Origin of the sequence: Veillonella sp. oral taxon 158, assembly GCF_018376515.1 — a bacterium.
Lineage (GTDB): Bacteria > Bacillota > Negativicutes > Veillonellales > Veillonellaceae > Veillonella > Veillonella rogosae.
In genome coordinates, this window is sequence record NZ_JAHABE010000003.1 from 208,822 (window position 1) to 232,091 (window position 23,270).

General features: G+C 36.1%; 29 protein-coding genes and 1 pseudogene. 1 reads left to right on the forward strand and 29 read right to left on the reverse strand.

Annotation, left to right across the window (positions count from 1 at the left end):
* Positions 1 to 45: 45 nt before the first annotated feature.
* From KH364_RS03360 to cobU, 20 genes are all read right to left on the reverse strand, one after another.
* The gene (locus tag KH364_RS03360) at positions 46 to 930 is read right to left on the reverse strand and encodes an NAD(+)/NADH kinase (RefSeq protein WP_009352557.1); all 885 of its coding nucleotides are present in this window, start codon (positions 928 to 930) and stop codon (positions 46 to 48) included.
* Positions 931 to 939: 9 nt separating this feature from the next.
* Positions 940 to 1,743, reverse strand: coding sequence for a TlyA family RNA methyltransferase (locus tag KH364_RS03365; RefSeq protein ID WP_054747471.1), 804 nt, complete (start codon positions 1,741 to 1,743; stop codon positions 940 to 942).
* Complete coding sequence (locus KH364_RS03370; RefSeq protein WP_273298598.1) at positions 1,740 to 2,219, reverse strand: divergent PAP2 family protein; 480 nt, start codon at positions 2,217 to 2,219, stop codon at positions 1,740 to 1,742. The genes KH364_RS03365 and KH364_RS03370 overlap by 4 nt, the downstream gene beginning before the upstream one ends.
* A gap of 28 nt (positions 2,220 to 2,247) precedes the next feature.
* Positions 2,248 to 3,126, reverse strand: coding sequence for a polyprenyl synthetase family protein (locus KH364_RS03375; RefSeq protein ID WP_273298599.1), 879 nt, complete (start codon positions 3,124 to 3,126; stop codon positions 2,248 to 2,250).
* Between the two features lie 9 nt (positions 3,127 to 3,135).
* Entirely contained in the window at positions 3,136 to 3,342 is a 207-nt protein-coding gene (xseB, locus tag KH364_RS03380; RefSeq protein WP_009352545.1) for an exodeoxyribonuclease VII small subunit, read from the reverse strand.
* Positions 3,317 to 4,540: an exodeoxyribonuclease VII large subunit gene (gene xseA, locus KH364_RS03385; RefSeq protein WP_273298600.1), complete on the reverse strand. Its 1,224-nt coding sequence runs from the start codon at positions 4,538 to 4,540 to the stop codon at positions 3,317 to 3,319. The genes xseB and xseA overlap by 26 nt, the downstream gene beginning before the upstream one ends.
* Positions 4,537 to 5,496 carry a metallohydrolase gene (locus KH364_RS03390; protein ID WP_273298601.1) on the reverse strand — a complete coding sequence of 320 codons (960 nt, stop codon included), beginning with the start codon at positions 5,494 to 5,496 and terminating at the stop codon, positions 4,537 to 4,539. The genes xseA and KH364_RS03390 overlap by 4 nt, the downstream gene beginning before the upstream one ends.
* Positions 5,496 to 5,900 carry a transcription antitermination factor NusB gene (nusB, locus tag KH364_RS03395; protein WP_273298602.1) on the reverse strand — a complete coding sequence of 135 codons (405 nt, stop codon included), beginning with the start codon at positions 5,898 to 5,900 and terminating at the stop codon, positions 5,496 to 5,498. The genes KH364_RS03390 and nusB overlap by 1 nt, the downstream gene beginning before the upstream one ends.
* On the reverse strand, positions 5,890 to 6,285 hold the full coding sequence (locus KH364_RS03400) for an Asp23/Gls24 family envelope stress response protein (protein ID WP_009352553.1): 396 nt from the start codon (positions 6,283 to 6,285) through the stop codon (positions 5,890 to 5,892). The genes nusB and KH364_RS03400 overlap by 11 nt, the downstream gene beginning before the upstream one ends.
* A gap of 11 nt (positions 6,286 to 6,296) precedes the next feature.
* The gene (locus KH364_RS03405) at positions 6,297 to 6,677 is read right to left on the reverse strand and encodes an Asp23/Gls24 family envelope stress response protein (protein WP_105098006.1); all 381 of its coding nucleotides are present in this window, start codon (positions 6,675 to 6,677) and stop codon (positions 6,297 to 6,299) included.
* Between the two features lie 134 nt (positions 6,678 to 6,811).
* Entirely contained in the window at positions 6,812 to 7,369 is a 558-nt protein-coding gene (efp, locus tag KH364_RS03410) for an elongation factor P (RefSeq protein ID WP_009352604.1), read from the reverse strand.
* A gap of 15 nt (positions 7,370 to 7,384) precedes the next feature.
* Positions 7,385 to 8,458, reverse strand: coding sequence for a Xaa-Pro peptidase family protein (locus KH364_RS03415; RefSeq protein WP_273298603.1), 1,074 nt, complete (start codon positions 8,456 to 8,458; stop codon positions 7,385 to 7,387).
* A gap of 70 nt (positions 8,459 to 8,528) precedes the next feature.
* Complete coding sequence (locus KH364_RS03420) at positions 8,529 to 9,227, reverse strand: pseudouridine synthase (RefSeq protein WP_273298604.1); 699 nt, start codon at positions 9,225 to 9,227, stop codon at positions 8,529 to 8,531.
* Entirely contained in the window at positions 9,227 to 9,865 is a 639-nt protein-coding gene (gene cobC, locus KH364_RS03425) for an alpha-ribazole phosphatase (protein WP_105081158.1), read from the reverse strand. Before cobC ends, KH364_RS03420 begins: the two co-directional genes overlap by 1 nt.
* Before the next feature lie 7 nt (positions 9,866 to 9,872).
* On the reverse strand, positions 9,873 to 11,003 hold the full coding sequence (locus KH364_RS03430; RefSeq protein ID WP_273298605.1) for a threonine-phosphate decarboxylase: 1,131 nt from the start codon (positions 11,001 to 11,003) through the stop codon (positions 9,873 to 9,875).
* A 24-nt stretch (positions 11,004 to 11,027) separates the two neighbouring features.
* A complete protein-coding gene (locus tag KH364_RS03435; protein ID WP_316112805.1) occupies positions 11,028 to 11,912 on the reverse strand; it encodes a GHMP kinase in 885 nt (294 codons plus the stop codon).
* Between the two features lie 80 nt (positions 11,913 to 11,992).
* Positions 11,993 to 12,886: an adenosylcobinamide-GDP ribazoletransferase gene (cobS, locus tag KH364_RS03440; RefSeq protein WP_273298607.1), complete on the reverse strand. Its 894-nt coding sequence runs from the start codon at positions 12,884 to 12,886 to the stop codon at positions 11,993 to 11,995.
* Positions 12,886 to 13,878: an adenosylcobinamide-phosphate synthase CbiB gene (gene cbiB, locus KH364_RS03445; RefSeq protein ID WP_273298608.1), complete on the reverse strand. Its 993-nt coding sequence runs from the start codon at positions 13,876 to 13,878 to the stop codon at positions 12,886 to 12,888. The genes cobS and cbiB overlap by 1 nt, the downstream gene beginning before the upstream one ends.
* A 12-nt stretch (positions 13,879 to 13,890) precedes the next feature.
* The gene (locus tag KH364_RS03450) at positions 13,891 to 15,408 is read right to left on the reverse strand and encodes a cobyric acid synthase (RefSeq protein WP_273298609.1); all 1,518 of its coding nucleotides are present in this window, start codon (positions 15,406 to 15,408) and stop codon (positions 13,891 to 13,893) included.
* A complete protein-coding gene (gene cobU / locus KH364_RS03455; RefSeq protein ID WP_273298610.1) occupies positions 15,401 to 15,979 on the reverse strand; it encodes a bifunctional adenosylcobinamide kinase/adenosylcobinamide-phosphate guanylyltransferase in 579 nt (192 codons plus the stop codon). The genes KH364_RS03450 and cobU overlap by 8 nt, the downstream gene beginning before the upstream one ends.
* Before the next feature lie 63 nt (positions 15,980 to 16,042).
* Between cobU and KH364_RS03460 the strand changes: the two genes are divergently transcribed.
* Entirely contained in the window at positions 16,043 to 16,378 is a 336-nt protein-coding gene (locus KH364_RS03460) for a hypothetical protein (RefSeq protein ID WP_009352614.1), read from the forward strand.
* Between the two features lie 48 nt (positions 16,379 to 16,426).
* Here KH364_RS03460 and KH364_RS03465 read toward each other — a convergent pair whose 3' ends face one another.
* The 9 genes and pseudogenes from KH364_RS03465 to KH364_RS03505 all read right to left on the reverse strand — a co-directional run.
* Positions 16,427 to 16,942 (reverse strand): cob(I)yrinic acid a,c-diamide adenosyltransferase, encoded by a 516-nt coding sequence (locus tag KH364_RS03465; RefSeq protein ID WP_009352615.1) that lies wholly within the window; start codon positions 16,940 to 16,942, stop codon positions 16,427 to 16,429.
* Between the two features lie 64 nt (positions 16,943 to 17,006).
* Entirely contained in the window at positions 17,007 to 17,414 is a 408-nt protein-coding gene (gene ndk / locus KH364_RS03470) for a nucleoside-diphosphate kinase (protein WP_273298611.1), read from the reverse strand.
* 22 nt (positions 17,415 to 17,436) lie between these two features.
* Positions 17,437 to 18,312 (reverse strand): zinc metalloprotease HtpX, encoded by an 876-nt coding sequence (htpX, locus tag KH364_RS03475; RefSeq protein ID WP_009352580.1) that lies wholly within the window; start codon positions 18,310 to 18,312, stop codon positions 17,437 to 17,439.
* A 55-nt stretch (positions 18,313 to 18,367) separates the two neighbouring features.
* Entirely contained in the window at positions 18,368 to 19,282 is a 915-nt protein-coding gene (gene thrB, locus KH364_RS03480; protein WP_273298612.1) for a homoserine kinase, read from the reverse strand.
* A 3-nt stretch (positions 19,283 to 19,285) separates the two neighbouring features.
* Complete coding sequence (locus KH364_RS03485; RefSeq protein ID WP_273298613.1) at positions 19,286 to 20,575, reverse strand: homoserine dehydrogenase; 1,290 nt, start codon at positions 20,573 to 20,575, stop codon at positions 19,286 to 19,288.
* Positions 20,576 to 20,599: 24 nt separating this feature from the next.
* Complete coding sequence (locus KH364_RS03490) at positions 20,600 to 21,049, reverse strand: ACT domain-containing protein (RefSeq protein WP_004695770.1); 450 nt, start codon at positions 21,047 to 21,049, stop codon at positions 20,600 to 20,602.
* 13 nt (positions 21,050 to 21,062) lie between these two features.
* The gene (locus tag KH364_RS03495) at positions 21,063 to 22,055 is read right to left on the reverse strand and encodes a lysylphosphatidylglycerol synthase transmembrane domain-containing protein (RefSeq protein WP_105081151.1); all 993 of its coding nucleotides are present in this window, start codon (positions 22,053 to 22,055) and stop codon (positions 21,063 to 21,065) included.
* Positions 22,052 to 22,906: a ChbG/HpnK family deacetylase gene (locus KH364_RS03500; protein WP_273298614.1), complete on the reverse strand. Its 855-nt coding sequence runs from the start codon at positions 22,904 to 22,906 to the stop codon at positions 22,052 to 22,054. Before KH364_RS03500 ends, KH364_RS03495 begins: the two co-directional genes overlap by 4 nt.
* A 156-nt stretch (positions 22,907 to 23,062) precedes the next feature.
* Positions 23,063 to 23,270: pseudogene (locus KH364_RS03505) on the reverse strand (IS30 family transposase); the annotation flags it as partial.

The following is a 23,270-nucleotide window of genomic DNA, read 5'->3' on the forward strand; positions in this document are numbered from 1 at the left end:
AGCATTGTTAATGTTAATCACGAAACCACCCCACTTGAGATTTGGTTATAACAATTCGTCTCTACGCGACGCTAATTTTTTAAATAATGTACCAAAGAAACATTGATCTTTGAATCGTACAAATAAGCAGTAAACAGGATTGGAACTTATATGTAAGGTTTCTTTATTTGTAAAAGTATAGTCAAAAGTACCATCAATACAAATGTGTAATTGTGGTTCTCGCTCAGGCATTGTAATTTGAATCGTATCATGCTCCTCTAATACAAGAGATACACCTTGGATTAGATGTGGTGCTACTGGTGTAACTATGATAGATCTATTATCTGGTTTCATAATAGGTCCCCCAGCAGATAAATTATATCCCGTAGAACCTGTAGCAGAAGAAATGATTAAACCATCAGATGGATACATTTGAGTATGCTGATTATTAACAGACATATGAATTCGTGCCATTTTTGCCGGTTCTGCACGAGTGATAACAATTTCATTAATAATTGGTACTAACTCCTCTTCATTCCCATCATTACGGTCAATATAAGCATATAAGTGACCGCGCTTTTCTATTTTGTAGTCACCTTGAACTATACGTTTTATATGACTTTGCATTTGGTGAATTTCTATTTGATTTAAGAATCCTAGTTCACCTAAGTTAATACCGCACACTGGTACATTATACGGATAGATTTGTCGTGCTAAATGGATGATTGTACCATCTCCACCAAAACTAAAAGCAATATCTATTTGTTTAAAGATTTCTGGACGGCTTACAATATGAGTTTTTGGAATCTTAAGTACTCGTGCAGGTGCATCTGATTCGAGATCATCTGGCAAAAATACTTCAATACCTTCTTCTTTACAAATATGAGCAGCCATTTTTAGAACTGCCATAATGTTGCTTTTCCCCATATTCGGGAAGAATCCGATACGCATAGTAATCTCCTATAATGAATGAGCTTCAGTAACGACTGCATCAATTAATTCATCGTTAATAGTTAAAGCTCCTTCTTCGTACTTTTTAAAATAACCTAAGAACTCAATATTTCCTTCCATTCCTTTGATGGGTGAGAAGGTTAAACCATGGATATACAATCCACAGTCATAAGCAACTTGTAGTATTCGGTGTAAAACTTCTTTGTGAATGTTACTATCTCGTACTATACCACCCTTACCAACATTTTCTTTGCCCGCTTCAAATTGAGGTTTAATTAAGGCAACAAGTGATCCCGTATCTTTTAATAAGGTGGTAGCAACTGGTAGAACTTTGTCTAACGAAATAAAGGCTACATCAATAGAAATAAAATCTACAAGTTCACCTAATTGCTCTGGTGTAACAGTACGGATATTTTGTTTTTCCATGTTGATAACACGCGGATCTTGACGTAATTTCCAAGCTAATTGGTTGTATCCTACATCAATGGCAAACACTTTAGATGCGCCATTTTGTAATGCACAGTCAGTAAAACCGCCTGTACTAGCACCTATATCAACCATGACAGCGTCTTGTAAATCGATAGGATATATTTGGATAGCTTTTTCCAATTTAAGTCCACCACGACTTACATACGGCAAGGTATTGCCTTTTACAAGGATATTAGCATCAACAGGTACTTTTGTGCCTGCTTTATCAATGCGCGTAGTATCCATAAAGATAAGTCCCGCCATGATAGCGGCTTTTGCTTTTTCTCTGCTTTCAAAAAGTCCTCGATTGACAAGGAGTATATCTAACCGTTCTTTACTGCTCATAGTACACCATTATAAATATAATAAAACTGAATATAGGCTACGAGAATACCAAGAATTAAACCACCAAATACCTCCACAGGTGTATGTCCTAATAACTCTTTAAGCGCTTCTTTACGCGTTATTTGAACAGGAATATTTTTCTTCGTAAAATATTCCACAATTTGATTAAGTATTTGAGCTTGTTTTCCTGCCTGTAATCGAACACCGGATGCATCATACATAACAACTATAGAGAATACTAAGGACAAGATAAAGAGATCTGATACACCATTCTTAAGGTAAATAGCCGTAGTAGTAGCAATGACAAAGGATGTATGGGAACTAGGAAATCCACCAGAGCCTACTAGACGTTCTGGGCGAAATTTACCATGTCTTACCAGTTGCCATACAAATTTGATCGCTTGAGCAGTAAACCAGCCCCAAAATGCGGCTTGCGCTATGTAGTTATGTGCTATTTGTGGTAATATATCAATCATTCTTTGTACCTTTTAGAGGTAATACATATTAATTCGTACGTTTTAAAAGATAATCAATTAATGCTGCTAAGATAGATGTATCATAAGAAACGGAGTTTAATGCATCATGAGCTTGTTTTCCTACTGAAGAGGCTTGCTCTTTTGCGCCCTCTAAACCAAGTAAAGATACATAAGTAGATTTATGTTGGCGAACATCACTGCCAGGAGTTTTTCCTAATTCTTCAATAGTACCTGTTACATCTAGAATATCATCAGTGATTTGGAATAACAATCCTAAACAATTAGCATATTCCATTAATGCTGTTTGTGTAACAGTATCTGCGTTGCCTAAAATAAGACCTAACTCTACAGAGGCATTAAATAAAGCGCCCGTTTTACCGCGATGTAGAACTTTTAACTCTTCTAATGGAATGTGTTTATCTTCACTAAGCATATCAAAGGCTTGACCGCCGACCATACCTTCTGGGCCTGCAGCAATTGCCACACATTGTATAGCATCGAGTTTATCTTGAGCAGAGGCCTTATTATTAGCAGTCATTAATTGAAAGGCGTACGTCAATAAACCATCGCCCGCTAAAATAGCTAAACCTTCACCATAAACTTTATGATTTGTTAAATTACCTCTACGATAATCATCATTATCCATGGCCGGTAAATCATCATGTACTAAGGAATACGTATGGATACACTCCATTGCACAAAGAAACTCTTTATAATCAGCAGGATCTTTATGAAGCATTTCTAATACAGCTTTAGATAAGATTGGTCGGATTCGTTTACCACCTTGCATTAAGCTGTAATTCATGGATTCATACAGAGGTTTAAATTCTTGATTTGGACTAGTTAATACCTCATCTAACCATTGTTCAATATTTTGTTTGCTAGCCGCTAAATATTCTTTGAACATAGAATCTCCTTATTCGCTGATGCGGACTTCTTCGATAATTTGTTGTACCTCAGCTTCAACGGAATCAAGCATTTCTGCACATTCCTTAACTAAGGTTAGCCCTTTTTTATATTGATTTAAGAGTTCAGAGATAGTCATATCACCATCGTCCAACTGCTTAACAATATCTTCTAAGGCTTTATATTTTTTCTCATAACTTTTTAGTGATGCGGCCATCTTTGTGTGCCTCCTTTACCGTGGCAGTAACATAACCATCTGCTAATGTAACTCGTATATCATCATTCGCTTGCAATTGAGATACCGAAGTTATAGGTTCATTATTATGCTCTACCTTGGCGAATCCCTTAACCATCATTTGTAATGGATTTAAAGACTCTAACTGTTGGGCTAATAATGCTAAACTATGCTTTTCAGTATTACATCTCTCTTTAGTAATATTTGTTAATGTTTGTGAAAGTTCTTGTAAATGTGATTTTTGCTTATGTAAAAACTGAAGTGCTGGTATACCAAGTCTGCGATTAAAGAGTAATGTCAAATCTGTTCGTTTTTGTTGTAGTGTATAACGTATATATTCGTGTAAATACTCTTCTTTTTCTGTTAACTGATCTTGCAATGTAGTAAGTGGCAAAACCGCCATCTCTGCAGCATGACTAGGCGTTGCTCCGCGAGCATCTGCCACATAATCACATAAGGTGTAATCAGTTTCATGGCCTACAGCGGAAATAACTGGCGTATTAGCCGTATAAATAGCTTCTACTACTGCTCTATCATTGAAGCACCACAAGTCCTCCATAGACCCGCCACCACGACCAACAATAATAAGATCTACATCAGGATCTGCATCGGCAGTAGCAATACCTTTGGCAATAATGGGGCCCGCAGTATTACCTTGTACAGGAACAGAGAATAATTTAAATTGAACTAATGGGTTACGTCGCTCGCTGACATGTAAAATATCATGTAATACGGCGCCAGATTGCGACGTGACTATTCCAATGCAGCTCGCCATATACGGTAAACTTTGTTTGTGTCCATCATCAAAGTATCCTAAAGCAGTTAATTCTCGTTTTAAAGCGTCAAATTCAAGCTGCAACGGGCTTTTAGAACCTATTTGCATATCAGAGGCAATTAGATTTAAACGGCCCATTTTATTGTAAAAATTAACAGATGCTTTTACAGTTACTAATAAACCATTTTGAATGGCATTAGCCAACCCTTTTTGCATAACAGTGCTAGACCACATAGTTACATCAATGGCAGACTCCTCATCTTTCAAAGAAAAATACATGTGTCCACTACTATGACGTTTAGCATTGATGATAGTACCGCTTACATAAACATTTTTTAGTAGATATTCCCGATCTAAGGTGCGCTTTATGAGATTGTTCAATTGTGTAATGGTTAATACATTCACGATGATCCTCTAGATTCTTGTAAATAAGCAGCGCCAAAAGCATTGCCTGTAGCATTATCAACAGAATATTGTGGCTGCGCCACATGCAATGTCATACGATTCCGTTTACAATAGGTTTCCATTCGCTTACGAAGTAAACTATTGCTCATCACACCACCTACAGCGATAAGTGTATGAACTGGTTTTTCTTTAATATGATAGGTAATCATTTTTTCTAAAGCATTTCCCATAGAAGTAAAAACAGCTCTAGCTAAATTTGATTTATCCATATCACTCATGGTTTCATTTATACGTCGCATAGCTGCACTGCAAGGACCGGCAAAACTAATCCATCCATCTTTCATAGATGATGGTAGTGGCTCATACTCTGTAGTTTGTAATGCTAATGACTCTAGATGTTTGCCTGCAGGGAATGGTAACCCCATAGCGACACCGATGCGATCAACATATTGACCGCCTTGCAAATCTTTAGAACCGCCAATGATATGAGATTCAAAAATTCCTTCACCTTGATAATGGCAATAGACTAACTCTGTAGTACCACCTGATAAATGTAAAGCCAAAAATGGCTCAGTTGGAATATGTTCTAAATCTCTCAGTGCTGCTAAAATATGATTTTCTTGATGCGCAAAGATATGTAAAGGCACATTTAACATATGACTCAAGGTTTCCCCTTGGCCTAAACCAACCATAAAGGCGGGCATATAAGAATTTTCCTCACGTCGTGGAAAGCCACTAACACCGATACCGCTAATTGGTACTTGAGGTAACTCTAACATTAGCTTAGGCAATGTCTTTGTATGCTGAAAGACCATATTTGATTGTTGTAGTCCTCGCTCACCAGGTTTAACCTCTAATAGTTTACGTGCCTCTCCTACTATGTGAAAGTCACTATCTATAATAGCACAACTAGTGGTATAGCAACTGGTATCAATGCCTAAGTAATATCGTTTCATTATCTACTCTTGTTATATGCATCTAAGATGGCATTAATTAATTTATAAGAAGCATCAGAGCCAAATTCTTTTGCTAGCTGAATGGCTTCATTAATGGCAATAGATGGTTCTAATGGTTCTACTTCGTTAGTCATTTCCCATACAGCAATACGTAAAATAGCGCGATCAACTTTATCTAAATTTGCTACTTTACGAGATTTACAGAATGGTTGTAAATCTGCATCTATTTTATCAGCTGTTGCTATTACACCTTGAATAATACTATTGGCATATGCTTTATCCATAGCTTTTTGAATATGACCTTCAGGAAATTGAACATCATTTTTATTACTATGAAATTCATTAGCATATAACATTTGGAATGCGTATTGACGTGCTTCTCGTCGATTTCGCTTAGTTACCATGTAAAACTGGCTCCTTTTCTTTTACAATACCTTCAATATGCACATCAACCTTTACATGATCTAGGTCAAGCATATTTTTTAAGGTTTGTTTGATTTCTGATTGTAATTGTTTAGATAATTCAATGAGATTATATCCGTACAATGCTTTAATATAAATGTTTATTTCAATAAAACCTTTACGATGTTTTACGTTAATACCCGGTAAGCTGCGTTGTCCAAAAGCATGAGTAATACCTTCTACTAACTCATCGTAAAAGCGTGGGCTTAAAGAATGAATACCAGGAATAGTACTCAAAGTTTTCGTTGCCACATCAATGATGACAGAATCAGCAATATCAATAGTATCCGTATCTAAGCCATAATTTAATTGATTGTCTGAACTCATATAGACACCTCCTATGGTAGTTGTGGCGTAACTAAATCATCAAAAATGATATCTTGTACAACTACATCAATAGTTTGAACCTCAATTTCTGTGTAAGATACTAAGGCTGTATTAATTCGTTCTTGTAGTCGTAAAACCACGTCAGGAATACGGTATCCATATTGAATGCAGACATAGAGTGTAACTGAAATAGCCCCTTCATCGTTAAAGGAAATCTTTACACCTTCATGATCAGACTTAAGTCTAAAAAAGGTATTAACTCCATCGTTAAAGGTGGAGCTCATGTGATGTATACCCTTTGTTTCAAGTGCTGCCATTGTAGCAATTGTTGCATATACATCTTCATTAATCTTAATTTTACCCGACTCTAGTTCAGTATTTTTTTTCGTCATACTGGCCTCTTTCAAAAAAAGCACTTGTCCCTATATATAATTACATAGACGACAAGTGCTTACAGTGCAAATGTTACGATATATGGGAATAAGATTCCATGAAAAGATCTAGTCCCAATACATATCAATGAGTATTAGGCACGTTCGATGTATTGACCTGTACGAGTATCAATACGAAGTACATCGTCAACTTCAATGAAGAGAGGTACTTTTACAGTGTAGCCTGTTTCTAATACAGCTGGTTTGTTGCCACCAGTTGCAGTATCGCCACGAATACCAGGATCTGTTTCAACTACGCGAAGCTCTACAGCTACAGGCAAGTCAAGACCGATTACGATACCTTGGAAGAACATAATGGATACTTCCATATTTTCAAGAAGGAAGTTTTTAGCTTCGCCTAATTGTTCAAGGGTAAGTTCAACTTGATCATAAGTTTCGTTATCCATGAATGTATAAGCGCCATCAGACTCATATAAGTATTGCATACGACGACGATCAACATGTGCTTTAGGCACTTTTTCACCTGCATTGAATGTACGCTCTACTACAGAACCAGTTTGCAAGTTTTTCATTTTAGTACGTACGAATGCAGCACCTTTACCTGGTTTAACGTGTTGGAAATCTACTACTTGCCATACATTACCGTCGATTTCAACGGTTACACCTGGGCGAAAATCATTACTGGAAATCATCTAACTCTTCTCCTTCTAAATACTTATTTCAATTAACTCTTTTGGACTATGTGTCAACACCTCATAGCCGTCAGATTTGACGATGACACTATCCTCTATTCTCAATCCGATAGTACCGGTAATATAAATACCTGGTTCCACCGTGATGATCATATTTTCTGTAAATACCGTATCGGATTTAGTATTGGCTACTGGTTCTTCATGAATTTCAAGGCCTAATCCATGACCAGTACCGTGATTAAATTCCTTGGTATATCCATGCTCTTTAATATAATCACGACAAACTGCATCTAGTTCTTTACCAGTAATACCCGCTCGAACAGCTGCAACGCCGCGTTTTTGTGCTTCTAAAACTATACTATACAATTTCTTTTGTAAGTCAGAGGCAGGGCCCATTACAATGGTTCTTGTCATATCAGAATGATAACCTTTATAAACAGAACCGAAATCTATAGTTACAAAATCACCTGCTTCAATAACCTTATCACTAGCTACACCATGAGGCATGCTAGAACGACTACCTGAAGCAATAATAGTGGCAAAGGAAGGCTCCTCAGAACCACGTTTTAACATTTCTGTTTCTAAAATGATACGGACTTCGTTTTCCGTCATTCCCACTTTAAGTTGTGGTAACAATGCAGCAAAAGATTCATCACCAATATTGGCAGCGATGCGTAATAACTCTAATTCATCTTCTCGCTTTACTGCTCGAAGTTTGGCAAAATTAACAGATGTAAAGTCAAAGTTTTCATCTAATGTATCACATAAAGATTCATAAGTATCTACAGGCATTTGTTTGCCCTCTATAGCGAATAAACCTTCGTGAATATGATGTTCATTGAATATATCTACAAGTGTATCCATAACAGTTGTTTCATATTGAATAACCGTATACCCTTCACATTGTTTTGTAGCTTGTTCAGTATATCTGAAGTCGGTAATCATAAAAGCTTTATCTTCTGTAATAATTGCAAAGCCTGTAGTACCAGTAAAACCAGAAAAATAATGTAAATTTATAGGGCTTAACAAAATAACGCCTGTTAATTCTTGCTCTTTAATATACTGTTGTAGCAGATTTAATCCATTCATAATCGTGCTCCTAGTCTATAAATTACAATTAATCTTACCATAAAATGCCTATATTGAATAGAATTTTATGCTATTTTTTAAAGCCCTCTACGTCATCAATAGTCAAGTCCATTACAGAGCCGACTTCTTCAATACCATTTAAATCTATATGGCCTATAGTAAGACGCTTTAAATACGATACGGTACCACCAGCAGCACCTATCATGCGTTTTACCTGATGATATTTGCCTTCTTCAATAGTAATGGTGGCCGATTGATCTGATAATAATTCAATTAAAGCCGGTTTACATTGAGTTCCATCACCTAATACAATACCCTCTTTAATGCGCTGGATGCCCTCCTCAGAGAGTTCTCCTTCAAATTCTACGTAGTAAACTTTAGGTACATGCTTATGACCGTTGATGATTGAGTGTCCCCATATTCCATCATTCGTAAGCAGTAAAAGGCCTTCTGTATCTTTATCTAATCGCCCAACGGGAACTACGCCCATTTTTAAATACTCAGGCGGCAATAAATCCATAACGACGGGATGAGTAGAATCTTCTACAGCCGTAACATAGCCCTTAGGTTTGTGAAATTTAACGTAATATAGTTGAGTGGTATTAACAGTTTGACCGTCTACGGCTACTGCATCAATGTCGATATCGATATGAATATCTTTTTTTGTAGTAATCTCACCGTTAATAGTAACTCTTCTATCCTTTATAATTTGATGAACTTCTTTCCGACTACCAAATGCTTTATTAGCTAATAATTTATCGAGTCGCATTATTCATGTCCTTGTAATACATCTACATGAGCAGTATCATTAAGCAAATTCAAAACATTATGATCAAATTCGCCCATTCCATTGTAGAAAATACGATTAATAGCCGTGTTGCCTTGACTAAAGTTCCAACAATGACTAATAGAGATATCTAATAATTTACATAGTAATGTTCGTATTGTACCACCATGACAAGCAATGAGAAGCGTTTCTTCCTCATCATTAGCATTAATAAATTCCTCTAGGCCTGCCCACGCACGGTCTTGCAAATCTTTAAAGCTTTCACCATTAGGCACCTTAACTAGATGAGGCCTCAAATACATTTCATCGATTAAACCAGGCCAACGAGCTTCAATATCGGAGAATAGCATGGCCTCCCAATCACCAAAATTTAATTCTCGTAAACGTTCATCTACAGTAATCGGTGTTGTACGATCACCACGAATAGCTTCGGCAGTAACTAAAGCACGACTTAAATCACTAGATAATATACGATCAAACTTTACATCTTTAAGGGCTTGACCACATGCTTTTGCTTGGTTTAAACCATTTTCATTGAGTGGAACATCGGTAATACCTTGGTATTTCCCCATTTTATTCCAATCTGTTTCACCGTGGCGCACAATATATAATGTCTTCATGATCTACCTATACTTTCAAAATTTCTGTTAGTGTATCAACTAATCTAACATTATTATCATGGTCTTTAATAGCAATGCGAACCCATTGATTACTTAAGCCCATATAGGAATCACAATTGCGAACAATTATGTTATGATTCTTTAGAGCTTCATTAATTGTATCTGCCGTCACCCCATCTTGTTCGATATGGAACAAGATAAAGTTAGCTGAAGGCGGATAAACAGTAATACCTGCTATAGCATCTAATGCGTTATACATGTAGTGTTGTTCTTCGCACAATACTTGTTTGGTACGCTTTACATACTCTACATCGTTTAAAGCAGATTCTGTATATGCTTGGGCCAATGTATTAACAGACCATGTAGGAATAAATTTATTTAATTGGTCAATGATTTGAGGATTGCTGAAGGCAGCTCCAATTCGTAGACCTGGAACAGCATAAAATTTTGTAAAGGAATGAACGACGATGATATTATCGAATTCATTTATTAAGGAACGCATAGAGTATTCATTATCTTGTAATGTATCATTTCCCACAAAGTCGATAAAGGACTCATCAATAACAAGTAAGCTATTAGCATCTTTAAGCATACTTGCAACAGTGCGGATATGATTTTTATCAAGTAATGTACCATCCGGATTATTTGGATTTCCTAAAAATACGATGATACGACCATCTTGCCCTTTTAGTTCAGCGGCAAAGGTTTCGAGCGCTAAATAAGGAACCTCAAAATAAGGTTTTCCATTGTCATCCTCCCGTGGTCGATAATAAATATCGCGTACAGAAATTCGACTAGCCTCTAATGCTTCTTTATATTCGGAGAAGCCTGGCGCTGGTACAAAAGCACCTGTATACCCAGGTAAACGGCATATTGCATATAATAGCTCTGCCGCCCCATTACCAACTACAATTTGATGTTTATTCATACCATAGGTATCTGCAATAGCATTTAACACATCATCATTGGTAGCATCTGGATAATGTGAAATATAACGTAATTGAGCCTCTAATGAAGACAATCCTCGTTGACTAGGACCTAGTGGATTGATATTAGCACTAAAATCAATAACCTCGTACGGTTCAATTCGTTGTTCATGGGCAAATTGAAATATATTGCCCCCATGTATGTTAGACATTCTATTCTCTTTCTATAAAATACGTTACCGTTTAATATAAGTTAATCCTTCATTTGTAGTTTCTACTATATCTACGTAAGATAATTGTGGCAACTTACGTATAATTTCATTTTTACAATCATCAATTCGTCCATAATCAACAGGAAATAATAATCCCATTATGGTACCGCTATGAGCGATGATTGTACCAACACTGTTATAGTAATTACCTATATCGTGAAAGTCATATAAATTCGGTTTATACAAGATCCTTTGATTACCAAAGGCACTTAATGTAGCCGCTTGACCTATGAGATTAATATCATGAGTAATAAGACCATGTTTAAATAACTCTAGAGACTCTCGTATAATCGATTCCTTTTCTAATATTTTATTTTGTAAATCCGCTTGTTTATTAAAGCTTACAGTATCAATACTGCCCCCTTCATCAAATACGAGTATTTTTAAAGGCGGGCACATACCTAGTGGTTGAGATATGGTTCCTTTAATATAATCAAACTGCGTAACACCTTGATAAAAAGAAGCATCTGTAGGCTCAACAGACAAACAGATTTGTTCTAGCTCTTTAAATGATAATTTGTAATCCATTGCTAAAGCGGTAGCCATAGCTGTTACAGAAATATCAGCTGAACTAGATGCCATGCCCTTCCCCTGTATAATATCAGAACGCACATATACAGGAGGACATATACTAGAATTTTTTTTAGAATTTACTAATTGTTTGACTAGCTTTCTAGCTTGAGCTGACTTAGGTTGCAGCGCACAATAAGTTTGTGAAAAGGGATGCACCACATTACTTAATGCGTAGGAGTATCGATTGATCGGACATGTGACTAAAAATGATTGTCCATCAATAGAACCTTGTAGAAATTCCCCACATGTTCCTGGGGCTCTTACATAATAGGTCACATTAAACTCCTTTCACATTAAACTAAATGAAGTATTAAATCACTCATACTGGTAAATAAATAGATAAAAATATGAGCCAATTAGAACATAGTTGGATTTGCCACAACTGTAGCAGATAATATGGATAGAATAATAAGGTATACTAAAATCAATAATACTTCGGTTACCTCTACAACAAATCCATATGTATCACCAGTAGTGCCACCTAATTCTTTTACAATATAACGGTTTAAGAAACGGTTTATAATATAAGTAATTATCATACTAATACTATTGATTTGGAAAACTCCTATTGTCGCATATACTAATACGCCTAAACCTACAACATACCCTACATCAGGAACCGCAAAAATTGCAAAAGCACCGTATAACAAGGTGTATAATAAAATGCCAATTAATAGTAATACAATAGGCATAAAGAATGTAGAAATGGTATTGTAGGATATAACATGTTTAGGTGCTAAATTAGCAAATGCTGCCCCCATTCCTTGCTCTCTAGCGTAAGGATAGGAACGAATGCTAAATACCATAGACCAACGACTCATTAAAGGCATCATAATAAGTGCCATAGGAATAAATTCAGCGGTAGGAATTGCAGCTAATAATTGCCATTTTAAAAGAGTGACAAATACGAAGGCAACAACCCCAAAAGAACCTACGCGGCTATCTTTCATGATTTCTAGTTTTCGTTCTCTTTCACGACCAGAAAACAAACCATCACTAGTATCCATCAGCCCATCCGCATGAAGACCACCGGTCAGTAAAAACTCTGCCACAACGATGATCAACATCAACGGCATGATAGGAATAAATGGAGATAATACGCCATAGAGTAATGCTAAAATGAGGCCAATAATAAGGCCTACATAAGGAAAGGCTATAACAGATTTACCAAAGTCTTCTACGGTCCACTCTGTTTGGTTTACAAGTTTTAAACGTGTTAAAAATTGTAATGCTATAAAAAAAGGTGTCATTATACATTCATCCCATAGGTAATAACTGTACTAATGATAACCATTAGTATAGTCGTAACATACATCATATAAATTGTTCGCGTAATATGATTACGATTTAGTTTTTCAATAGGATCTCCCATATATTCACGGAAGGTCATTTTTTTGAAATACTGATTGTAACCACCTAAACGGATATGTAAAGCTCCTGCAACCGGTGCTTCAGCATAGCCTCCATTTGGACTAGGATGTTTTTTTGCATCACGCAAGCCAATTTGTACTGCTTTTTTAGCATCAAAGCGTAAAATGAACGCAGAAATAACAAATAATATAAAGGTAATGCGTGCAGGAAGCCAGTTTAATGCATCGTCAAAGCGAGCTGCGACACGGCCAAAATATAAGTACTTTTGATTTTTATAGCCTAACATAGAGTCCATAGTATTGGCAGTTCTATATAGAATAGCCCCCATAGGACCACCTAAGATAAAGAAGAATAAAGGTGCAATAATACCATCCACAGTATTTTCAGCAATTGTTTCTACTGTAGCACGAGTAATTTCACTTTCATCTAAATCTTCTGTATCACGGCCTACAATCCAAGATAGTTTTTGACGAGCTTCTACAATATTATCTTGTTTGATAAGTTGGCTAATAGTAAAACCTGCTCCAGCTAATGATCTTGGAGAAATTGCAATGTACAGTATGATGACCTCTAGAGCATACGCCACCCACTCATTAACAACGGCACCAAGCCATAATATTAGAGATACTATAATATATACTGATACAAGTATTAAACCAACAGCAATACCACCGTACCATAATTTTTTTGTATCATTGTCAGTATCCTTATAAAGAACAGCTTCAAAAAAGGATATAATGCGACCAATTATGGCAACCGGATGGTACTTACTATTGGGATCACCAATAATTAAATCCAGCAAGAATGCTAAAACTGGAATACATACAAAGCTATACTTTGAAAACCAGTGCAAAATATCTAAATGTTCCATATATCTCCCCTACTAACCCAAGGTAGACATAATATAATCCATATCTAAATGTTCCTCCACAATGTCAGCTAAACGATCATATGCTGCATTTTTATGGTCAAAATAATGGAATACTACATCTAATGGTTCTAACCCCTTACGTTCACGCAATTGATTGATAATAAATCGTCTAAACTCATCATTATCAAATACACCATGAATATATGTGCCCATTACTTGATGATTGCCATCGATAAAACCATCGATAACATTAACAGCCTCTTCGCTACGGCTTGTAATAGTAAAGCAACGCGTTACTGTATCTACTAATGGTGTAGTGTCGCCCATATGGATTTCATAGCCTACTAAATTTTCACCTGTGAAAGTACCATTTAAGAATTTCAAATTAGACACATTAAATTGTACTTGGTGCGTCGTTTTTTGATCCTTCATAGTCGTTGAAGATTCTACAAGGCCAAGTCCTTCTATCTCCTCAATATCCCCTTCCATATGATGCGGATCATAAATGGTTTTACCCAACATTTGGTTGCCTCCACAAACACCAATAACTGGAGTTCCTTGAGCAGCCAATTTTTTAATTTCCTCAGCAAAACCTGTATCGCGTAAATACGTTAAATCTGCCAATGTATTTTTAGAACCTGGTAGAATAATTAAATCAGGTTTACCAATAACATCTCCAGGGCCTACAAATCGAACAGATACATCTGGCTCGTAATTAAGAGCATCAAAGTCTGTAAAATTAGAAATTTTAGGTGTTTGCATTACTACAACTTGAATTTCTTTAGAACCACTATTGCGTTTATTTTCTAATGCCACAGAATCTTCTTCATCAATATCAAGATTTTCAATAGCAGGAATAACACCTACCACTTTTTTACCTGTTTTTTCTTCAATGAAAGTAAGGGCTGGTTCTAATAATTTAATATCCCCACGGAATTTATTGATAACAATACCTTTAATGAGGTCACGTTCTTCTGGCTCTAGTAGTTCTAAGGTACCTACGATAGACGCAATGGCGCCACCACGATCGATGTCAGCAATTAAATATACAGGAGCTTGCGTTATTTTTGCAATGCGCATGTTAACAATATCATTAGCTTTAAGATTAACTTCTGCAGGGCTACCTGCACCTTCGATAACCATAACATCGAAATTAGAATCTAAGAAATCGATAGATTCTTTTACTTTATCAAGAGCAGTTAAAGAGTATTTTGTATGGTATTCTTTAGCACTATAGACGCCTACTGGTTTACCCATTAAAACAACTTGAGATGATTGATTCCCTGTTGGTTTTAATAAAACAGGATTCATTTGAACAATTGGATCAATACCAGCTGCTTCCGCTTGTGCTACTTGAGCACGACCAATTTCATCGCCCCATTTTGTAACGTATGAATTGAGGGCCATATTTTGCGCTTTGAAAGGAACCGTTTTAAAACCTTTTCTGTAAAAGATACGGCATAATGCAGTACAAAGAATACTTTTACCTACATTAGAACTTGTTCCTTGGAACATGATTTTCTTAGCCATTTATATGAACCTCCTGTGATTTTAATTCAATGGTAACACCGCTAATTGTTAAGTATAGTTTATCTGCAGCCGTTGCTACAGTACGATTTACTCGACCAGCAATGTCTCTAAAATATCTAGCAAGTTTATTGTCAGGCACAATGCCTAAACCAATTTCGTTAGTTACGAATATAACTGTTTTACCTTCACATGATTTTATAGAAGCTAACAATGTTTCTAATTCCGTAAGAACAGTAGCCTCTAATTGATTGGCATCTTGTTGTCCTTGTATAGAACCATGGGCCATCATGTGATTAGTAGTAAACATAGTTAAACAATCTATAAGAATTACATCAGCAGTTTGGCTAATATTTTGCCATTCTTTAGCTAAATGTAATGGTACTTCAAAATTATTCCATATCTCACCACGTCGCTCTTGATGTTTTTTAATACGATCAATCATTTCTTCATCAAAAGCTTGTCCTGTTGCTACATACGCCTTTCGACCTGCTGTAGCAAGTGCTAAACGTTCAGCAAATTCACTTTTTCCACTACGTGCTCCACCGGAACACAATATAATTTGGGATTTCATAATGCACCTATACAAGAATTTATAATTTCAGTATCATTATAAGTATAACAAAGGAGCGATACTATGGAAATTATGAATATGAAACTAAAAATGATGGCTACGTTATGGGATAATACATATCGTGTTGCCATTGATGATGGACAAGGAAAATATATTGGTACTGTACGAGTAGTAGTCAATGTGCCACTACCACCAGAAGCATTACCTGAAAATGCACCACAAGTAGAACCTCAACTATTAGTACTAGTAGAAGATTTTGATTTTGGTGCTGATAAAATTATAAACTTCGAAGCAACACTAGCCGATTTATTAAGAGAGAAATTTCGCTACGAAATTCCTCATATCTTCTTCTACTATCCAAGCCCTCAAGATGTGTTAAATCAAACGATTTCACAATAAGGTCTATAACGAGCAAAAAGCTATGTAAAATACATAGCTTTTTTTTATTTATTCAGCTCCAAGTTCCTCTTCTACACGACACATGATAAAGCATAGGTCGGATAGACGATTTAAGTATTTTAAATTAGATTCGTGAACACTTTCACCGGCATCTAATACACGCCATAAAGCACGTTCAGCGCGTCTAGTAATCGTTCTAGCTACGTGTAAATAAGAAGAAGATTGTTTTTCACCTGGAATAACAAAACTAGATAATGGTTCTAGCTTTTCATCGAAGCGATCGATGACTTTTTCTAAATGTTTTACATGTTGCTCAGTAATTACGGGAGCCGTATTTAGACTAGCAATATCGGCCATTAATGTCCATAAATTGCGCTCAATATCATATAATTCTGCTGCAACACGAGGATTTTCAGCATAGGAGCGAGCCAAGCCTAAGAAAGCTTGTAATTCATCGATTGTACCATAAGCTTCTACGCGTAAAGATGACTTCTGTACACGTTCACCTGTGTATAAACCAGTTGTACCAGCATCACCTGTTTTTGTATAAACACTACTTGCCATATTATTACCTCCTATAGATATACATGGATGTAGAAATAAAAGCTAAATGATCTCAACCTAGAGATTATTTGTATTCTGGGAACCAAAGGCTAACTTCACGAGCAGCAGCCTCTGGAGAATCAGAAGCATGTACTACGTTAGCGTCCATTGTTAAGGCATAGTCACCACGAATACTACCAGGGGCAGCATCTACAGGATTTGTTGCCCCGTTTAAAGCACGTACGGATACAATTGCATTCTCACCAGCTAAAACAAAAGCGAGAACTGGACCAGATGTAATAAATTCAACTAATTCACCAAAGAACGGTTTTTCTTTGTGCTCAGCATAGTGCTCTTCAGCGAGTTCACGAGGTACCTGTAATAATTTTAGCGCTTTAATAACAAGACCTTTACGTTCATAGCGACTAAGAATTTCACCACTTAATTGACGCTTAACAGCATCTGGTTTAATTAAAACTAAAGTTTCTTGCATGATATCCTCCTGTAGATATTAATTAGAATTTTGCCTTTTCTTTATATTTAGGATTCATGGCTTGTTTTTTTAGCTTTTCAATACGTTCTTCTGTACGAGGATGTGTACTAAAAAGATTACTCAAGCTTTCACCAATACCCATCATAGGGTTAATAATAAACATATGGGCTGTTGCATTACTTGCATTCGGCAATGCACCATGTTTAGAATAGTAATCGATCTTAGCAAGAGCAGAAGCCAAGGCTAGTGGATTACGACACATGTCTCCACCACCTTCATCAGCTAAGAATTCTCTGGCACGAGAAATGCTCATCTGAATAAGACCTGCTGCGATAGGAGCAATAATTATGGCACCTATTAATGCTAAAGGATTAGAACCTTCTCGATCATCGGAGCGACCAAAGATTGCAGAAAATTGAAGTACGTGAGCAATCATAGAAATAGCCCCCGCCATCATCGCAGCAATGGTACTAATTAAAGTATCGCGATTCTTAACATGTGTTAATTCGTGTCCTAATACACCTTCTAATTCATCATCAGTTAATAACCGTTGGATACCTTCAGTAACTGCAACTGCAGCATTACTTGGATTTCTACCTGTAGCAAATGCATTAGGCACTTCACTAGGAATGATATATACCTTTGGCATTGGTAAATTACCATTTTTAGCCAATTTTTCTACCATTCCATATAGTTTCGGATTAGATTGTGCAGTAACTTGTTGAGCATTATATTGAGCTAATACGATTTTATCGCTAAACCAATAGGACATAAAATTCATGCCCATAGATACAACGAACATAGCCATCATGCCTGTTCTACCGCCGATCATATCACCTAAGACCACTAAAATGGCCGTTAGAGTCGCTAATAAAAGCGTTGTTTTCATACTGTTCATAGTTTCCTCCAATTATAGTTATGGACTGTGCCTAACACTATAATTATATCATAAACTATATAATGGACGCTCCTGTTGTATCTGCTTCTAAGCAATAGGTTTTATTATCAATACCATTAGCAGTAAATACGGCCCCCATCGCATCGGCGACATCTTGTACATGTGCTTTATCTACATAAGCAATTAGTGTAGAACCAGAACCACTAATAGTGGCACCATAAGCACCAGCAGTTTTTGCAGCCTCAAATACTTTATCACAATGTGGAATCAAGGTCTTACGGTAAGGTACATGTAAATTATCATCTAATGCGACAGATAAATTACTTAATTGATGCGTAATAAGGCTTGTAACAAATAAAGACGCATGACTTACGTTTTGTGCGGCCTCTTTAAATGGCACATGATTAGGTAAAACAGAACGAGCATATTCAGTAGATACCATGACTTCAGGTACTACAACAGCAAAATGTAACTCAGAGGGTACAGAAATAACTGTGTTAAGTACTTTAGTTTTTAACCCAGTTGCACAGCATAGATTGCCATAAATAGCAGGTGCTACATTATCTGGATGACCTTCCATGCGATTTGCAATAACAAGTAACTCTTCCTTTGAAAGAGGATGTTTTACTAACGCATTCGCAAGTAAAAGTCCCCCTACAATAGCCGTACTACTACTACCTAAACCACGAGATGGTGGAATTAAGGTTTCAGACGTAATATGACCGTATTGAATTGGTTCTTGAACTGTAGCAAAAACTTGATCCATTGCAAAACCAATAAGGTTCTTTTTTGGATTTTCGGCGCGTAAAATATCTGCACCGAAGCCCTCAAAAGTATATGTATATTCTGTAGCATTAACATCGGGTGTAAAGCTAAAAATATTATAAAGGTTTAAGGCTAAACCTAAGCAATCAAAACCAGGACCACAGTTAGCACTAGTGGCAGGTACTTGTACGCGAACAGTGTTCATAGTTTAAGCTTCCATAATACGAATTACACTATTAACAGACTTAACAGAACGTAAGCTATTAAAGGAATCGATAAGATTTGAAATATAAGAACTAGGACATTTAGATGTTACAATAGCCAGTACTGCAGTTTCTGGATCCATATTACGTTGAACGATAGATAGAACAGAAATCTTTTGTTCTGCTAATTTTGCAGAAATTTTTGCTAATACACCTGTTTTATTATCCACAGCTAAACGTAAATAGTAGCTAGATTGAATTTTACCTGGAGAGTAAATATCTTTTTGATCGTAATAGAATGGTTTCAAACGACCTGTTTCATTATAAGAAACATTTTTAGCTACTTCCATAATGTCAGATACTACTGAGCTACCTGTTGGTAAGCTACCTGCACCACGACCATAAAGCATTACATCGTCAATACCATTACCTTTAACATAAATAGCGTTATAGGAGCCACGAACAGATGCCAATGGATGTGTGGTAGGAATAAATGCAGGATACACATTTAGGGACAAACCTTGAGAAGTTTCTTTAGCAATACCTAATAATTTGATATTGTAACCAAACTCTTTACCGAATTTAATATCCTCTGTATCAATACTTGTAATACCTTCTACCGTTACATCTTCAAAGAAAATACGACGGTTAAAGCTAATAGATGCAAGAATAGCTAACTTACGAGCTGCATCAAGACCTTCTACGTCGGCAGTAGGATCAGCTTCAGCATAACCTAAATCTTGTGCTTCTTTTAAAACATCTTGATAACTTAAACCTTCTTCAGACATTTTAGTCAAAATAAAGTTTGTCGTACCATTCATAATACCGATAAGTTCAGTAATGCGGTTACCTGCTAAAGACTCATACAATGTACGAATAATAGGAATACCGCCCAATACAGAAGCTTCAAAACGTAAATCTACTCCATTCTTACTAGCTAACTCTAATAAATATGGACCAGATTCAGCCAATAAATCTTTATTAGCTGTCACAACATTTTTCTTTGCTTTTAGAGCACCCTCAACACATTCTTTAGCAAAGGTTGTACCGCCCATTAGCTCAACAACCATTTGAATATTTTCATCTTGTAATACATCATCAATATTTGTTACATAGTGAGCTGTTTTAGGCAAAGTAATATGGCTATATTTTTCTGGATTACGCACATAGATTTTAGAAATTTCAACATTTACTCCTGTACGATTTTTAATAAGTTCAGCATTATCTTGCAATAAATTGAACGTGCCTTGTGCAACAGTACCGAAACCTAATAAAGCAATTTTTATAGTGGTCATAATAGTCCTACTCTCTTAACTAGCCTATGCTTGGCCTAAAATCTCTACTTTAATAATGCCCTTCATGGAGCGGATATCCAATAATAAGTCTTCTAATGAGCCTTGTAAGTCCTTTGTTTCAAAAGAAATACTACTATTTGCAATACCTTGTAAGGGAATATCTTGATTGATTGTTAAAATACTGCCATTACGCTCAGCAATAGCTTTCAAAACACTGGACAACATGCCCGATTCATTAGACATGGAAACATAAATACTAACTATTTTCCCTTGAGCAATTTCAAAGAATGGAAATACATAGTCTTTGTATTTGTAATACGCAGAACGGCTTAAATCCATTTTTTCAACAGCTTCATTGATTGTTTTAACTTCACCTAATTTAAGAATTTCTTTTACTTTGATCGTCTTTTTAATCGCTTCTGGTAAAATATCTTCTTGCACCAGATAAAACTTATCTTTTTTTGGTTTAGACATAGAGTACACTCCCTTATTGTTCTCTTGAAGTTTCTTGGGCTACAAATTGGCGCCCATATAATGTTAATACTGCATACATACCGATAAAAAATGGCAAATATTCAGCCACAACACGCCATGCTACAGCAACAATACCAACTGTTCCATTTGGTACAAAGGCACTAAACAATACTACAAATAGTCCTTCTGCAATCCCTGTTCCCCCTGGAGTTGGTGCAAAATATAAAATAAGATTTAATAGAATCATGCGATCTAAAATATCGATGATAGGAATATCTGGTGTAAAAGCGTACATTAATGCTGGTGCAATACAATACAAGCATAATAAACTTAAACCAGATTCAAAAAATACTATGACAGATTGAATTGGCTCTTTATAGAGTAAACCAAGACCTTGATTTAACGTTTCTAACTTAGAAAGCCAATCCTTCGTTTTATGAGCTTTAAAGCGCTGTGCTAAATTATAGACAAACTGTCTCATATATTTAGTCTGTAAGATATATGTTCCTAGTAGAGTTGCTATAACGGCAAGCACCGCAAATAACAACAACATATCTCGTGAAATATAGGGAATCTCAATAGCATCACGTAAAAATACTAAAGGCAACATAATGACTAAAAACATAATGGAAAATACGGTTCGTATTAATACGATTGGCGTACCTTTAGATATGGGTACACCATAACTTTTTAGTACTAGTACTTGTGCTACGGCACCCCCACTAGCACCAGGTGTTAACATGGCCATAAAATAGTTACTAAAGATAACACGCAGTACCGCTTGGATAGATAGTTTGTAGCCACCAATTTTTACAAGACGTTGCAAGCGGAGTCCATCAAAATACATACCAGCCGCTAGTGCTACGATTGCCAACAATAAAGATACACTATTAAAAGACGATATAGTTTTTAATGATTCTAAATCGATGGTATAGTAAATAATTCCTATAGATACGGCTAATAACAAGAGAAACATAAAAATGCCTCTCTTCATCATTTTGCTCATATCAAGTCTCCATAATTAATTAGCTCTATACCATGTTGTCTTATATACAATCGGGTATGACTAGAACATAGTGCATGCAACTCATCTTCCCAGTGATATCCCCAATTATAACGCTTACCTAGAATTGTATTATTAATACCAGGATGAACCATCAATTCATGGGTACCAGAATTATTATTTACCTTTTTCAAAATACCCATTAATGATTTTTGATCTATATTTCCGCCATTCACCATTCCCCAGAAGTATTGGGTGGTCAACATATTGTTATTGCGTACTATTGGCCTTGCATTAGCAGCAACAGTTGATAAACCAACTTTACCTAAAAAACGAGTTGGAGAATATATGTAGTTCATAAAGCTTGTAGGTTCATCAGGTACTCTAATAGCATTTATACCAAAGGATTTTGCCTGTTCAATCACAATAGGTAAAACCGTAGGTAACACGTGCATATGTTGATGACCGTCAATATGAGTAACCTTTAATCCAGTGTCTGAAATTTGTGTAATCTGTTCATTAATCTCTTTACGTAATTCACTATAATTGATTTTGCCAGAGTAAATGCGTTTTATAAAATCAACATAACTTTCTGGAAAAACACCTTCTGCTGTTACGAGTGAAGGAACTTCAGCTGGATCACATACTGGTTTTAGTCCACCAACTAAAGCAATATGAATACCAATGCCCAACTTAGGGTTTTCTTTTGCCATGCTTACGGCTTCTGTAAAAGCATCTCCTCCTGCTAATAAAGAGGTACTAGTAATAATACCTGTACGATGACCATCAAGAATACCAGCATTAACCGCACTATGAAGGCCAAAATCGTCTGCATTTACTATTAATTTGGACATAGTTATCTTCCTTTTCATTAAAAAAAGGGAGAACTTTGTTCTCCCACAAAGGATATATGTTATTGTACCAAATACACAACTAATAAATCAATACAAAAGCCCTCTACTTGTATACTAGTAGAGGACTTTTTATAATGTTATAAATTTTTATAATACTTAAATTGCAATATGAAATTGAACACTCTGTAAATCCATAACTTTATTAACTTCTTCAATGAAGACTTCTTGAGGCGTTTTGTAATTCAACAGCTTTCGGGGTAAATTATTGCACCAATGTAACGCCCGCTGAATCGTTTCTTCTGACACAGCCTTTATGGGCGTTCCTTTTGGGATAAAGCGGCGTAATAGTCCGTTATGTCGTTCA

Coding starts and splice junctions, on each gene's coding strand:
- KH364_RS03390 (WP_273298601.1), bottom strand. CDS start 5,496: ATGAAACGATATTACTTAGGCATTGATACCAGTTGCTATACCACTAGT.
- KH364_RS03430 (WP_273298605.1), bottom strand. CDS start 11,003: ATGTCTAACATACATGGGGGCAATATATTTCAATTTGCCCATGAACAA.
- KH364_RS03375 (WP_273298599.1), bottom strand. CDS start 3,126: ATGTTCAAAGAATATTTAGCGGCTAGCAAACAAAATATTGAACAATGG.
- KH364_RS03485 (WP_273298613.1), bottom strand. CDS start 20,575: ATGACCACTATAAAAATTGCTTTATTAGGTTTCGGTACTGTTGCACAA.
- KH364_RS03500 (WP_273298614.1), bottom strand. CDS start 22,906: ATGTCCAAATTAATAGTAAATGCAGACGATTTTGGCCTTCATAGTGCG.
- cobS (WP_273298607.1), bottom strand. CDS start 12,886: ATGACACCTTTTTTTATAGCATTACAATTTTTAACACGTTTAAAACTT.
- ndk (WP_273298611.1), bottom strand. CDS start 17,414: ATGCAAGAAACTTTAGTTTTAATTAAACCAGATGCTGTTAAGCGTCAA.
- KH364_RS03405 (WP_105098006.1), bottom strand. CDS start 6,677: ATGACGAAAAAAAATACTGAACTAGAGTCGGGTAAAATTAAGATTAAT.
- KH364_RS03365 (WP_054747471.1), bottom strand. CDS start 1,743: ATGAGCAGTAAAGAACGGTTAGATATACTCCTTGTCAATCGAGGACTT.
- KH364_RS03495 (WP_105081151.1), bottom strand. CDS start 22,055: ATGAGCAAAATGATGAAGAGAGGCATTTTTATGTTTCTCTTGTTATTA.
- KH364_RS03400 (WP_009352553.1), bottom strand. CDS start 6,285: ATGAGTTCAGACAATCAATTAAATTATGGCTTAGATACGGATACTATT.
- KH364_RS03465 (WP_009352615.1), bottom strand. CDS start 16,942: ATGGCAAGTAGTGTTTATACAAAAACAGGTGATGCTGGTACAACTGGT.
- KH364_RS03370 (WP_273298598.1), bottom strand. CDS start 2,219: ATGATTGATATATTACCACAAATAGCACATAACTACATAGCGCAAGCC.
- cbiB (WP_273298608.1), bottom strand. CDS start 13,878: ATGGAACATTTAGATATTTTGCACTGGTTTTCAAAGTATAGCTTTGTA.
- nusB (WP_273298602.1), bottom strand. CDS start 5,900: ATGGTAACTAAGCGAAATCGACGAGAAGCACGTCAATACGCATTCCAA.
- htpX (WP_009352580.1), bottom strand. CDS start 18,312: ATGAACAGTATGAAAACAACGCTTTTATTAGCGACTCTAACGGCCATT.
- KH364_RS03420 (WP_273298604.1), bottom strand. CDS start 9,227: ATGCGACTCGATAAATTATTAGCTAATAAAGCATTTGGTAGTCGGAAA.
- cobU (WP_273298610.1), bottom strand. CDS start 15,979: ATGAAATCCCAAATTATATTGTGTTCCGGTGGAGCACGTAGTGGAAAA.
- KH364_RS03460 (WP_009352614.1), top strand. CDS start 16,043: ATGGAAATTATGAATATGAAACTAAAAATGATGGCTACGTTATGGGAT.
- KH364_RS03450 (WP_273298609.1), bottom strand. CDS start 15,408: ATGGCTAAGAAAATCATGTTCCAAGGAACAAGTTCTAATGTAGGTAAA.
- cobC (WP_105081158.1), bottom strand. CDS start 9,865: ATGAAGACATTATATATTGTGCGCCACGGTGAAACAGATTGGAATAAA.
- efp (WP_009352604.1), bottom strand. CDS start 7,369: ATGATTTCCAGTAATGATTTTCGCCCAGGTGTAACCGTTGAAATCGAC.
- KH364_RS03490 (WP_004695770.1), bottom strand. CDS start 21,049: ATGTCTAAACCAAAAAAAGATAAGTTTTATCTGGTGCAAGAAGATATT.
- xseB (WP_009352545.1), bottom strand. CDS start 3,342: ATGGCCGCATCACTAAAAAGTTATGAGAAAAAATATAAAGCCTTAGAA.
- KH364_RS03360 (WP_009352557.1), bottom strand. CDS start 930: ATGCGTATCGGATTCTTCCCGAATATGGGGAAAAGCAACATTATGGCA.
- thrB (WP_273298612.1), bottom strand. CDS start 19,282: ATGAACACTGTTCGCGTACAAGTACCTGCCACTAGTGCTAACTGTGGT.
- KH364_RS03415 (WP_273298603.1), bottom strand. CDS start 8,458: ATGAATGGATTAAATCTGCTACAACAGTATATTAAAGAGCAAGAATTA.